At 65.8% G+C, this 12,257-nt stretch carries 15 protein-coding genes; 4 read left to right on the forward strand and 11 right to left on the reverse strand.

From position 1 onward, the window contains the following. The 7 genes from QZY48_RS31395 to QZY48_RS31425 all read right to left on the reverse strand — a co-directional run. The coding region (locus tag QZY48_RS31395; protein WP_295438057.1) for a hypothetical protein at nt 1-279 on the reverse strand (279 nt) is incomplete at its 3' end. A 385-nt stretch (nt 280-664) separates the two neighbouring features. Next, complete coding sequence (locus QZY48_RS31400; protein WP_295438060.1) at nt 665-901, reverse strand: hypothetical protein; 237 nt, start codon at nt 899-901, stop codon at nt 665-667. Between the two features lie 10 nt (nt 902-911). Continuing rightward, the gene (locus QZY48_RS31405) at nt 912-1,328 is read right to left on the reverse strand and encodes a PIN domain-containing protein (protein WP_295438063.1); all 417 of its coding nucleotides are present in this window, start codon (nt 1,326-1,328) and stop codon (nt 912-914) included. Beyond that, nucleotides 1,325-1,576 (reverse strand): hypothetical protein, encoded by a 252-nt coding sequence (locus QZY48_RS31410; protein ID WP_295438066.1) that lies wholly within the window; start codon nt 1,574-1,576, stop codon nt 1,325-1,327. The genes QZY48_RS31405 and QZY48_RS31410 overlap by 4 nt, the downstream gene beginning before the upstream one ends. Nucleotides 1,577-1,589: 13 nt before the next feature. Next, a complete protein-coding gene (locus QZY48_RS31415) occupies nt 1,590-2,312 on the reverse strand; it encodes a hypothetical protein (protein ID WP_295438068.1) in 723 nt (240 codons plus the stop codon). A gap of 278 nt (nt 2,313-2,590) precedes the next feature. Beyond that, nucleotides 2,591-4,534: an ATP-binding protein gene (locus QZY48_RS31420; protein ID WP_295438071.1), complete on the reverse strand. Its 1,944-nt coding sequence runs from the start codon at nt 4,532-4,534 to the stop codon at nt 2,591-2,593. Next, nucleotides 4,531-5,382, reverse strand: a complete 852-nt coding sequence (locus tag QZY48_RS31425; protein ID WP_295438073.1) for a phosphate/phosphite/phosphonate ABC transporter substrate-binding protein — start codon at nt 5,380-5,382, stop codon at nt 4,531-4,533. The genes QZY48_RS31420 and QZY48_RS31425 overlap by 4 nt, the downstream gene beginning before the upstream one ends. Nucleotides 5,383-6,174: 792 nt before the next feature. Between QZY48_RS31425 and gvpA the strand changes: the two genes are divergently transcribed. Together gvpA and QZY48_RS31435 are read left to right on the forward strand one after the other, a co-directional pair. Then, complete coding sequence (gvpA, locus tag QZY48_RS31430; RefSeq protein WP_020503491.1) at nt 6,175-6,393, forward strand: gas vesicle structural protein GvpA; 219 nt, start codon at nt 6,175-6,177, stop codon at nt 6,391-6,393. Between the two features lie 201 nt (nt 6,394-6,594). Continuing rightward, entirely contained in the window at nt 6,595-7,050 is a 456-nt protein-coding gene (locus tag QZY48_RS31435; RefSeq protein ID WP_295438076.1) for a hypothetical protein, read from the forward strand. A gap of 584 nt (nt 7,051-7,634) precedes the next feature. Here the strand turns inward: QZY48_RS31435 and lexA (QZY48_RS31440) are convergent. Then, nucleotides 7,635-8,102: a transcriptional repressor LexA gene (gene lexA / locus QZY48_RS31440; RefSeq protein WP_295438079.1), complete on the reverse strand. Its 468-nt coding sequence runs from the start codon at nt 8,100-8,102 to the stop codon at nt 7,635-7,637. Between the two features lie 105 nt (nt 8,103-8,207). On the opposite strand from lexA (QZY48_RS31440), the gene lexA (QZY48_RS31445) reads away from it, so the two are divergent. Next, nucleotides 8,208-8,807 (forward strand): transcriptional repressor LexA, encoded by a 600-nt coding sequence (lexA, locus tag QZY48_RS31445; protein WP_295438081.1) that lies wholly within the window; start codon nt 8,208-8,210, stop codon nt 8,805-8,807. Nucleotides 8,808-9,248: 441 nt separating this feature from the next. Continuing rightward, the gene (locus QZY48_RS31450; RefSeq protein ID WP_295438083.1) at nt 9,249-9,479 is read left to right on the forward strand and encodes a hypothetical protein; all 231 of its coding nucleotides are present in this window, start codon (nt 9,249-9,251) and stop codon (nt 9,477-9,479) included. Nucleotides 9,480-9,737: 258 nt separating this feature from the next. Here QZY48_RS31450 and QZY48_RS31455 read toward each other — a convergent pair whose 3' ends face one another. The 3 genes from QZY48_RS31455 to csm6 form a co-directional block, all read right to left on the reverse strand. Further along, entirely contained in the window at nt 9,738-10,058 is a 321-nt protein-coding gene (locus QZY48_RS31455; RefSeq protein WP_295438086.1) for a DUF1874 domain-containing protein, read from the reverse strand. A gap of 4 nt (nt 10,059-10,062) precedes the next feature. Next, complete coding sequence (locus tag QZY48_RS31460; protein WP_100919914.1) at nt 10,063-10,563, reverse strand: SAVED domain-containing protein; 501 nt, start codon at nt 10,561-10,563, stop codon at nt 10,063-10,065. A 262-nt stretch (nt 10,564-10,825) separates the two neighbouring features. After that, a complete protein-coding gene (gene csm6, locus QZY48_RS31465) occupies nt 10,826-12,022 on the reverse strand; it encodes a CRISPR-associated ring nuclease Csm6 (RefSeq protein WP_295438089.1) in 1,197 nt (398 codons plus the stop codon). Nucleotides 12,023-12,257: the final 235 nt, after the last annotated feature.

Raw genomic sequence — 12,257 nt, forward strand, 5'->3', positions numbered from 1 at the left:
GCCGCCTCGCCTATCCTTACTTTGTACACTTTTTTGCTCATGTTTGGCAAAAATGTACAACTTTAATCGCAACAGTTCAAGCCCCCGCTGGAACCAAGCGGCCAACTGGACCGACTCGGCTTCCGCCAACCGCGTCTCCACCAGGTCCGGCAAGGGTCCAAACCGCACCGCCAGCAGTTGCTCCAGCAACTCACGTTGCGTCTCTTGGCGGCCTTCTTGCCGACCGTCGTGTCGGCCCTTCTGAATCCCGATGCGCTCAGCAGTGGTCACGTATTGCATGCGCTCTGCCTCCTCAATGGCTTGGATACAGCGATGGTAGTCTTCTTCCAGGGCGTCCGGCAACGCGAGCAGCCAGTCGATAAAGGCGTAGAGGCTAAGGATGTCCTCGCGCTCCAGCCCCCGGCGATACAGTCGCCGCGTCAGGCCGATCTTGTGCTTTAGCCGCTTGGATATGTCGGCAACCCGCGCTGCGAGGCCGCGGTAACCAGCGACGTGGCGGGCGCTTGCGAGGCCCCGTCGCGGCTGAAGCCGCTCCCACAGCCTCGCTGCGGGACTTTCACGGTAAGAGCCTGTTAAACCTGCCTATGCACTCAAGCTCCAGCCGTTATCCAATGATATCGGGGTCGGCGCCACGCTGCGTTAGCCGCCTGGCGCGAGGTCTTGATCAAAATCCCGACCCATCAGCCAACGGCGAGGTCTGTGGTCCGCACAGCGGACCCTTCGGGCGCGAGTCCGTAGGGTCCGCTGTGCGGTCCGGCGACCACCCGTGCAGGAGGGTGGCCGGAGTTATGATCAATGCCTGGTGCAGGGTGTTGCCCTCCACCCATTGCTGGACCAGGTTGCCGGCAGGAAGGTCGCGGTAGTCTGCCATGCCGGACTGGACGGCATGGGCCTTACCCATGGTCTCTTTCTCAGGACACCAGCAGGTTTGTAAAAGGCTTGTTGGTTTTCCAGCGATAGGCATGAAAATCCCGGCGGTCCGTACTCAGAATGCGGCCATGATTCAAGGCTTCCGCCAGGAGTACCAGGGACGCATCCGCCAAATCCATCGGCAGGTCCGCATAGCTTTGCATGAGTTGATCCAGGCGCTCGGCATACGATATGTCCAGATCGAATACCGTGAAAACGCCTTGTCGATACATCTCGATAAATTTCAGTTGAGACAGGGTACCGCACCGCTGCAGCAGGAGATGGCAGACCTCTGTCATCACCGGCCAGGTGGTAATCAATGATTCCGACAAGCCAGCGAATTTTTGTTTAGCCAAGACATGATAATCATCCCGGGGACTGGCCAACGCCACCCAGAACCCGGTATCGGCGATGATCATGCTTTGTGAGACCAGTCGAGTTCGTCCTTGTAGCGGACGGAAAAATCGGGCGCGGCGTCCAGGCTGCCGATGAAACCGATCTCCTGGGCTTTTTTCAGTGCTTCCGGGCCGATCAGGGTGTCAGTCCGCTGCGTCGTGCGCGAGGCCGGCAACACGATCACCTCGACGTCCTGGTTGGCAAACTCCAGGGCCGGGAGGTGAAGCATCCCATCGGCGGCAATGCGGGTCGTCATGCGCAGGCTTTTCATGTGAGGGGCTTACTCATTGTTCGATTTTGGGGAATTCCGGGGACAGGGGAATTCCGGGGGGAATTCCGGGGACAGTATACGAAATTCCCAAAGCCGCGTCGGGAGAATGCCGCAGGCGGCTCCACCGCCGCCCTCGCCGTGGCTTCCGCGGTCGCCTTGAACCCAGCCAAGGTATCCTTGGACGCTCGCGCGATCTTCGTCGGGAACGGCGGTTGCTGTCCGGTGTCCCATGGCCGCCGGACGCCGACGCTCGGGTGTCTTCTTGGCGTTGCGTCTCTTGGCAGCCTTCTTGCCGACCCTCCTGCCGACCGTCGTGTCGGCCCTTCTGAATCCCGATGCGCTCAGCAGTGGTCACGTATTGCATGTGCTCTGCCTCCTCGATGGTTTGGATACAGCGATGGTAGTCTTCTTCCAGGGCGTCCGGCAACGCCAGCACCCAGTCGATAAAGGCGTAGAGGCTCAGGATGTCCTCGCGCTCCAGCCCCCGGCGATACAGCCGGCGTGTCAGGCCGATCTTGTGCTCGAGCCGGGTGGCCGGATCGCGGCGGGTGGCGGTCGCGGCCAACTGGGCCAAGACGACCAGCGCGAAGGGATTGTCGCTGGCCTCCAGCGCGGCCACCCGGTCCCGGTAGTCCAGCAGCTTGACGCTGGGAAACTCCAACAGCGCCCGGCATCCCCAGAGGGCTTGCTCGTAGCGCGCGGGTCGCCAGTCGGGTCGGTCATCGGTGAGCACCACCAGGGTCGCGACCGGGCGGTTGTAACAGTCTGTCAGCCGCGAGTGGTAGGTGTAGAGGCGCCGCTCGAAGTGCGTTTCCCGCTCGCCTGCCAGCGGTCGAGTACGTCTTTCCAGGGCGAGTCGTAGTCGTCGCGTGAGATCGCGGACGGGGGTGGTGCGCTTGGGATCGGGTGGGTCATGGGGCGCTGGGGTCAGGTGCGGGGGTCCACTATTTTGGCCTTGATCATATCTCCGGCCACCGGCCCTTGCGGCAACCCGTCGCGGCCTGGGGGCCGCTCCTACAGTGATATCGGGGTCGGCGCCACCACGTCATCCCCATGACTGCCCCCGTGCCAGAACTCCACCACGGACAGCAGGTGCTCGCGGGCGAAGGGCTTGGTGATGAAGTCGTCCATGCCCGCGGCGCGGCAGCGCTCCTCTTCCTCTTTGAGCGCATGGGCGGTCAAGGCAATGATCGGCACCCCGCCCACGGACCCGGCCAGGGCGCGGATGCGGCGTGACGCCTCCAGCCCGCACATGATCGGCATGGAGACGTCCATGAGCACGCTGCCGATCGGCTCGCGGCGCACCGCCTCCAGTGCCTCCAGACCGTTGGCGGCGTTGCGTACCGCGTAGCCGGCCTTGGCGAGCGCGGCGGCGGCCACCAGCCGGTTGGTCTTGACATCGTCGACCAGCAGGACGGGCAGGTCGCGGCGGGCCGCCGCCCCCGGCAGCCGCGTCGGGCGCACCTGTGTCGCGGCGACCGGCGCGAGGGCGGGTGCTGCCGCCTGGACCTCCAGTTCAAACGAGAAGCGGCTGCCGCGCCCCGGCTCGCTCTCGATTGCGATCCGACCCCCGAGCAGGTGGACGATGCGCTGGGAGATGGCGAGCCCGAGCCCGGCCCCGCCCTGGCGGTAGGCGGCCTGGTCCTGGACCTGACTGAACTCGTCGAAGAGCCGGGCCTGGCGGTCCTTGGGAATGCCGATGCCGGTGTCCTCGACCGAGAAGCGCAACCGTCGGCACGCCGCGTCGGGGGACAGGGCCTCCACGCGCAGGCGCACCTGGCCGCTGTCGGTGAACTTGACCGCGTTGCCGACCAGATTGATCAGCACCTGGCGCAGCCGCAGGGGGTCGAGCAGCACCGCGTCGGGGAGCTCGGCCCCCAGGTCGATCTGGAGATCGAGCCCCTTGGCGCGGGCGAGCGGGCGCACCACGGCGACCGCCCGGGCGGCCACTTCGCCCAGGGCCGTGGGCTCCGGATGCAGGGTCAGCTCGCCCGCCTCGATGCGGGAGAGATCGAGCACATTGTTGATCAGTTGCAGCAGGGCCTGGCCCGCCTCGTCCGCCATGGCGAGTTGGTCGCGCTGGTCGGGCAACAGGGTCCAGTCGCGCGTCAGGTCCAGGGAGCCCAGGACGGCGTTGAGCGGCGTGCGCAGTTCATGGCTCATGTGCGCGAGGAAGCGCGACTTGGCGGCGTTGGCCGCCTCCGCCGCCGCGGACGCGGCGCGCGCCTGGGCGGCAGCGGCCTCGGCGGCTTGGCGCGCCTGGTCCAGGGCCTCGTAGCTGGCCTTGAGGCGCTCGGCCATGCGGTTGAAGGCGCGCGCCGTCTCGGCCAGTTCATCGCCGCCCTCGACCGGCACCCGATGATCCAGCCCCCCGTCGGCGATCCCGGTGGCGGCGATCTCCTGGGCGGCCCTTTTCAGCGCGCGCAGCGAACGGGTTAGATAGCTGCCGAGCAGCAGCGAGAACAGGGCGACCAGCCCGATCTCCAGGAGGGCGATGCCCAGCAGACGCCCGCGCGCCTGGCCCACGAGTTGGACCTGCCCGGCGGTGGACAGACCGATCTCGATGCGCCCGAAGCCGGCACCGGCCTCGCGGATCTCGGCATGGGCATGGAGCACGCCATCGGCCCCGGCCGCCGCCGCGCCCTCACCGCGTGCGACCAGCAGCCGTCCGTTGCCGGTAACCCGCAGATAGGCCACGTCCGGGTTGCGCATCACGGCCTCGGCGAAGGTCTCCAGCGAGGCCAGGTCGTCGGCGAGGACCGCGTCCTTGGCCAGGGTCGCGAACAGATCGGCGGTCGAGTGCGCCCGCTCCGTCAATGCCTGGGCCTTGGTGGAGGCGAGGTAATCGAGGCTCAAACCCACCAGCACCGCGAGCAGCACCAGCTCGATCAGGGCGATGCCCAGCACCGTCTTGACGCGAAAGGACAGCCGGGCGATGAGCGGCGGGCGGGTCTTCATGGCGCCGCGGCGGCCGGGGGCGCCAGGGCCGCCAGGCCGAGTGCCCGGACATCGTTCCAGTCGGCGTCGGCCGCGGGGGCTATCCCCTTGAACTCGATCGCATCCAGCAGCGCCTTGCCCGGGGGCGAGTCCGCCATCGCGACCATGGCGTCACGGATGCGCGCGACCAGCAGCGGGTCCACCCGGGGATGGGCGGCAAAGGCGTGGGGGGTGAAATGCGCGGTCTGCCACAGGACCCGCAACTGCTCGCGGGTGCCGGGCGCGGTGTTCTCGAAAGTCCGCTCGATACCGCCGCCCGCCGGATACAGGCCCTTGGCGACCGCCAGATAGACCGACTCGTGGGAGCGCACGAAGTGCGGCTCGATGGGGACCCCGGCCTGACGCAGCGCCGCCTGCGGCAGGAGCGAGGCGGCGAAGGCGGCGGGCGCGGGGAAGGCGATGGGCTGGCCGCGCAGTTGGGCGATGTCGGTGATCGGCGAGTCCTTGCGCACCACCAGGATGCCGCGCAGGCGCTGGTCGCGCTCCTTGGCGAAGGCCTGGTAGCCGGGTGCGGCCTGATAGACCGTATAGTGGTAGGGGTTCATATAGGCCAGGTCGTAGTGACCCGCGGCCAGACGCGCCTCGAAGGCCGGGATGTCCGGTGCCGTGCGAAAGCCGATGCGGACCCCGGCACGCTCACTGAGCCAATCCAGGATCGGGACCCAGCGCTGCGCCAGGGCCTCGGTCGCCTGCTGCGGGACCACCCCGAAGGTCAGGGTCGGGACCGCGACCGGGGAGGGCGCCTGGTCCGCGGCGGCCTGAGACCCGGCCAGGATGCAGCAGAGGCAGACAAGGAGTCGCAGAGTCATCGCTGGTCGCCTCGGGCAATGGGGAAAGGGATGGGTGTCCGGCTTGGCAACCGCTCATGGCAGGCGGACCAGTACCACCAGTTCGCTCTTCGCGGATTCGCCAGGTCTTGGCTTGCAACAATAAACGCAATTCCCGTGCCGCAGATAAAGATACTTATCTAACAGTCTGTTATATTGTCACGGTGCCACTTTCGACAGACGCATTCCCGGAATGCCCCCGATTCTGCGAAGCAGTACACCGCGCTTCGCGGCGCGATCGGGAAAGTCGCGCCGCGACACTGTGGGAGCGGCGTCAGCCGCGGCGCGACCGCGCAAGCCGTCATGGCCTCGTCGCGGCTGAAGCCGCTCCCACCGGCGGACTTTCATCTGTTCCGGGGTGGCCGTGAGCCTTGCGGTCGTCCGCACGGCGCCGTGGACCCGCTCACGGGTGCTGGATACTAGGGCGCTGACACCACAGACATGGAAACCATTCCATAGTCAAGAATCGCAATTGCCTCAATAACTCGGGCGCCGGAGCAGGCGCCAAACACCAAGCTATTGATTTATAGAGATGCCGTAATGGCCGTCGGCGGCGGTCACAACTGGCACGCCCCATGCTCTATCTCAGTCAAGCGACCGAGCCGGCAGGACGCCGCACCGGGAAGCCCCCCAAACACCAGTCCTGGTGCGCGGTGCGGGTGACACGGGTGGCGGGGCCGGATGCGCAACCACGCGCACCGTCATGCAGGTCCGGTAGGTACGCTTCAAACGCACGTCATGTGCATTCGTTTCGACGTTCAGAGGGTTAAGAAAATGGCAAAAGTCGCCAACTCCACCGATTCCTCCAGCCTGGCCGAAGTTGTTGACCGCATCCTGGACAAGGGCATCGTGATCGATGCGTGGTTGAAGGTCTCGCTCGTCGGTATCGAGCTGCTCGCCGTTGAGGCCCGCGTGGTGATCGCCTCCGTCGAGACCTACCTGAAGTATGCCGAAGCGATCGGCCTCACCGCCCCGGCGGCCGCCCCGGCCTGATCGACTGCCCGATCCCCTGCCTGATCGAGGTCTTGGGCGAACCCTTCGCCCCGATGGATGCCGCCGCGCTGCGCTGACCAGCCTCGCGCGGCGGCCTCCGGTGCCGGTTGCGGTGGCATGCCGCGCCGAACCCGCGGTAGCGGCTGGACGCGGACCACCCGCGCCCGGTGCGCTTTCGCAACCTGACACGAGGTGTAGACAATGGGCCGCTTTACCGAAGACATGGGGCGGCTGCGCGACGAGATCGAATCCGAGCGCATGGCCCGCCAAACCCTGATCGCCGACACCCGCCAAGAAGTGACGGACGCCGCGCACGCCTTCATCAGCAATTTGAAGAGCAGTGTGGAAACCCTGCAGACCAATTTCCGCGAGACCCATGCCGACATGGCACAGGCCGCGCGGGCCGATCGCAACGCCTTCCTGGCCCAACTCGGCGGCACCGTCGCCGACCTCCAGCGCCAGACGGTGACCCTGGTCAACGACCTCGCCGGGGAGCGCAGTGCAGGCCGCCAAGCCTGGCGCGGCGCGGCCTCGACCTCCGCCGCCCCGCCCGCAGCCCGCGCGAAGAGCGACACGGCGCCCAAGACCTGGCACCAGCCTCCGGCCCAACACAAAGCGCCGGTCAAGGGAGCGGGGAGGGCGCCCAAGGGCGTTTGATCAGCGCAACCCGTCCGCAAATTGGCAGGATTAACAGGATTTTTTAGGATTCATCGGTTGTTCGGCCGGGGCATTGCAGTAATGGCAGACCCGGTGAATCCTGCGAAGTCCTGTTAATCCTGTCCATTTTCCGTTTCCTCGCTAACGGCCACGACAAGGAACATCAGTTACCCCGGAAGATGAAAGCCCCCGTGGGAGCGGCTTGCAGCCGCGATGCGACGCCGCGGCAGTCTGCGACGCCCCGTCGCGGCTGAAGCCGCTCCCACAGCGTCGCCGTGCGGGGCCTTGATCATGGTTTCGGCCGCGACCCTGACCGGTTCCGAAATTTCTTGACAGGATTAACAAGATTTACAAGATTGAAAACGAATAACATCTTGTAAATATTGTTAATCCTGTCTAAATGTCTTGGTTTCGCGCTCGCCGTGCGGTTCGGGACCGCCCCTGTAAGACATCATCCCTGCCGATGCTGGCCGGAACGACGATCAAAGCCGCCGCACGACTTTTACGGTAAGGCCTGTGCTATCTCCGGGAGCGATGCCGCGCCGGGCGCATCACCCGCCGGTGCCCGCCCCGACCCGGCCGCGTCAGCCCCCGCGCCGGATGACCCCCGAGACGATCCCCAGGATCTGCAACTCCTCGTGCCGCAGATAGATCGGCTTCATCGCCGGATTGGCCGGCTGCAGCCTGATCCCGTCCGCCTCCACATAAAAGCGCTTGAGGGTCACGCGCTCACCGTTGATCATAGCGACCACGGATTCCCCGTTCTCGGCGGTCTCGCGCTTCTCGATGATGATAATATCCCCGTCCTGGATATGGTCGTCGATCATCGAGTGGCCGCGCACCCGCAAGGCGTAGCTGTTCTTGCGCACCATATTGCGCGGCACCGTGACCGTTGCACAATCCTGCGCGAGGTCCACCGGCTGCCCGGCGGCGACATAGCCCAGGAGCGGGATCTCGACGCCGGGCTCGCAGGCCAGCACCAGCGGCTCCAGGGCGGGGATCCAGGTCGGGTGGCGCGGCTTCGGCAGGATGTAGGCAACATTCGGATGCATGGGCGGCTACCTCGGTGCGGGGGCTTGGTGTGGGGGCGGTCGTTCTCGATCTGTTCTCCGTCAGACTAGCAGAGATTCAGAGAACAGCAAGAGAACTTCAGCCCCATGCGACTCACCCCACGCCAACAGGCGGTCCTGGACGCCCTGCGGGCCGAGGCCGCCGCCCAGGCCCGGCCGCCGACCCTGGTCGGACTCTGCGCGCTGCTCGGCCTGCGCTCGCGCGGATCGCTGCACAAGCACGTCCGGGCACTGATCGCCGCGGGCCTGGTGGAGCCGCTCGACCCCCGTTACCCCGGCATCCGCCTGATCGCCCAAGATCCCCCCGCCGACACGCTGCCCTTTCTCGGGCGGATCGCCGCCGGCCGCCCGATCGACGCCCTGCCGCAGGCCGAAACCATCCAGGTCCCGCCGCACCTGCGCACCGCCGCGCCCTGCTATGTCCTGCAGGTCACGGGCGACTCCATGTGTGAGGCCGGCATCCTGGACGGCGACTATGTCGTCATCGAGCACCGCCGCAGCGCCGACAACGGCGCCATCGTGGTCGCCCTGATCCGCGGCGAGGACACCACCCTCAAGCGCATCCTCCAGGAACCCGGGCAGGTCACCCTGTTCCCGGCCAACGCCGCCCTCCAGCCGCTGCGCTTCGCCCCGCAGGAGGTCGAGATCCAGGGGGTGCTGGTCGGGCAGATGCGCGCCTATCGGTAGGGCCACAGCCGGGCACAAGCGCGCCGCTGGCGGGGTGCGATCAGAACTGATTCGGCGTCAACCCATCAGTTCTGATCGCGCCCCCGCCGAGGCCCCGCATTGCAGCCCGCTCCCCCCGCCGGATAGCATAGGCGCACCCACCACACCCCCGAGCCCCCGGCCATGGACAGCGCACAACCCCGGCTTCCCGTCGGAATCCCGGCCGGTTTGAGAACGGTTCGGTTATGGCCCGTTGGCTCGCGCTATGGGGATGACCATTCCGGAGATTTGGCAGGCGCTCGCTGGGATCTTCGACATCGAGGGAGGCGCCGCAGTAAAATTGAGTGTGCGCTCGCGCCGCTGCCGCTGTTTGGGTGTGGTCCCTCGATTTTGCATGTCGTTCGCGGTGTTTGCTGTCACCATGTTCCAATTTGGCGGACCTGCACGAAGGTTTACGTGAAAATGAATATCCAAGAGACGATCAACAAGCTGACAGCCCTTCCCCTGGAACAGCAGGTGGAGGTCTGGGATTTTATCGAGTTTCTCGGTGCTCGTCATTCCGGGCAGGCGCGCGCGCGACCGCTCCGGCCCCTGCGTGACGAGCCTTTCGTCGGAATGTGGCAGGACCGCAAAGACATGGCTGATAGCACGGCATGGGTGCGAGACCTCCGAGCCAAGGAATGGGGAGTATGACAGCGTCGGTTCTGGTCGATTCTCTCGTTCCCACGCTCCAGCGTGGGAATGCAGTGCGGGCGCTCCGCGTCCGGTCTGGTTACTGAACTCGGAGCGCCCGCTCTTGCTCCCCTGCTTGCGCGTGGGGAACCGGCAGCGCTTAACTCAACGGCATCGGCCTACAGATCGGGCCTGGAGCGGGTCCGGGCTGAATACTCACCCAGGGCTTCCAGAGCAGCCCGAGCGCCGCCGCCAAGCATGCGGGTGCGCCCGTTCTCCTCAGCCCACTCGCTCCAGCCAGCCCAGTTCAAACTCCACCTCCGCCATCTCCTCCGGCGTCAGCATCATCCCCTCTGCCAGCCGTGTCGTGAGACGCAGCACCAAGGCCGTATCGCCCGGCTGCATGGCGATCGTGATACGGTTGGTCGCTACCTCAAGCCCTAGAAGTCGACTGAGAAAGACCGCCGCGGCACCATGCCCGACCGCCGACACAAAGCCGCCGGCCAGCCGTTCCCCCGCCTGCGCGGGCGTGATGGGACCGGAAAAGCGATAGTCGCCGTAGGCCGTGAGAATGGGCGTGTTGAGCAGATAGATGGTCATCGCCTCAACCCTCGAGATGCAACAGCGGGCCGAAGGTCACATAGGTGCCCTGTTCGTGGTTATACAACTGAACGCGGCAGCCATTGCGCAACTCCGCCCCGATGATCGCCGCCACGGCACAGGGTCCGCCATAGAACAGGTGGATGGCATCGACGCCTTGGCGCATCAGCAGTGCGATCTGTTGCCGCACCTCCAGGACCAGCGACGGCAGGTCCTCTGCCTTGGTGCGTTTGAGGTGATTGACAGACAGGATGCGCTCTGCCGGGATCGCCTTCAGGTCCGGCGACCCCTTCAGGAAGTTCTCAACCTGAGCCCGCATCTCCTTGGCCGGCAGCAGGTCCACGATCAGTACCCCGGGACGCCGCCCCGGCGTTTGCCGCACCGCCTCGAACCACGCCTTGTAACGACGCTTGCTGCCCCACGCAATCTCATACCAGGTCCAGAAGATCGGGATCAGGCTGATGAAGCCCAGGAGCGTCGCTGTCTTGTCGAACCAATCCCACATGATGATTATCTCTCTGCATCCCAGAAAGAGCAGTTTAGCCGCAAATGAACGCAAATTGACGCAAATAATCAGAGACTTGGCGTTTGCCGCATGTTCACCGTCCGGGTGACACCTGCGATGATGCCAACCAGCGGATTTATTTGCGCTTATTTGCGTTCATTTGCGGCCAAATACTCTTTTTTGGTGGATAGATGGGTCACCGCCTCTCCCCGGGGTCCGGGGGTGGATGACGGCGATTGCGTTACGGCAAGCCGTCCTGTCCTTAGCGGCAGTCCTCCGCCAGGATGCGAATATGCTCGGGCGCGAGCGCCAGGCCATAGCCGGCAGGACGCCCCGGGCTCACGGCCTGGATGGCATAGACCTCGGCCAGCGGCCCCAGGGACTCCTCCAATTGCTCACGGATACTCGTCATGCGCTGGTGAAAAAAGGCGTTGGTCATGGCACCCACGGCCCGCGCGCCCACGGCGGTAACCTCCCGGATGTCCAGGCGCGCCGCCTCGGCCTGGTATTGTTCCAGATACCCGGTATACAGGGCGCGTTCGCTGGTCGTCCAACGGCCGTGGTCCTTGCCCGGAATACGCACCACCGGGTCCCCGGCCAGGCGGCGGCGCGCCATCCAGAGGTAAAAGGCCAGGTCCGCACCGGCCAGTTCAACCACGCGACCGTCGGCCAGGCGCAGACAGTGGTGGTCCGGATCGATGCGCACCGCGCCCGGCGCCAGCGCCTGCTGCATGGCCTCGACCACCGCGGTGAAGCGTGCCTGCCCTTGTTCCAGGGTCTTGAACCGGCTGGGCAGGCTGTCGCGCAGGCGCACGAACGGAATATCCGCAAGGGTCACCTCGGCGTCCTTGGCGTCGAAATAGCGCTTGAGCGGTTCGATGTAGAGCGCGCGGCTCTGCGGGGTGGGATAGAAGAACTCCCGGTTGGACTCGAACGGCGGCGGGACCAGGACATGGGACAGGCGGTCCTGCGCGCGGCCGAACAGGGTCAGCGCATTGCCCAGGTAATAGGTCATCGTCTTGCGTCCGCCCGCCAGCGAAACATGCAGGGCCGCCTGCGGATCGGCCGTAAAGACGCGCACCCGCTCGGTAATCAGATCGGCGCAGGCGTCATGCTCCGCGGCGGTACGGATATCATCCACCGGCCGGCCCTGGGCGTCGGTGATCCGGTGGATCTGGTCCGGACCGAAGGTGATGCCGGCCAGCCCATAATCCGCGCACAGGCGATGGAACCAACCGGAGGCCGGGTCGAGCAGGGCCAGGCGCGCGTCCTGATAGCCCTCCGCCGTCGTCACCAGATGAATCTCGGTCGGCACAAAGGGGCGAGCCGGCGGCAACGGGCGGACCGCGATGGCATACAGGGTCTCGGTCACCACCTGCGGGGTGCGACCGGTCACCATGAGCAGGATGCGGCGCGAAAAGTCCTGAGGCTCTTTGGGCTTAAGGCTGGCAGTCGTCATATTGCAGACCCCGGGCAGATGAAGGGAAAACCGCGGCATCCCCGTAGGAGCGGCCCCCAGGCCGCGACGGGTTACCGCAAGCCGCGCAGCCAAAGTTATGATTAAGGCCGCCCCCTCGGCACCAGCGATTCTAATGCAATCATGCGGCAAACGAATGCTGACCGGAGCACTCGGAAAGCTTTCCGATCCGAAACCTGGCGATCAGTCCGCCCCTCATCTCGGCGACCCCGACCCC

Source organism: uncultured Thiodictyon sp., assembly GCF_903828115.1.
Classification (GTDB): Bacteria; Pseudomonadota; Gammaproteobacteria; order Chromatiales; family Chromatiaceae; genus Thiodictyon.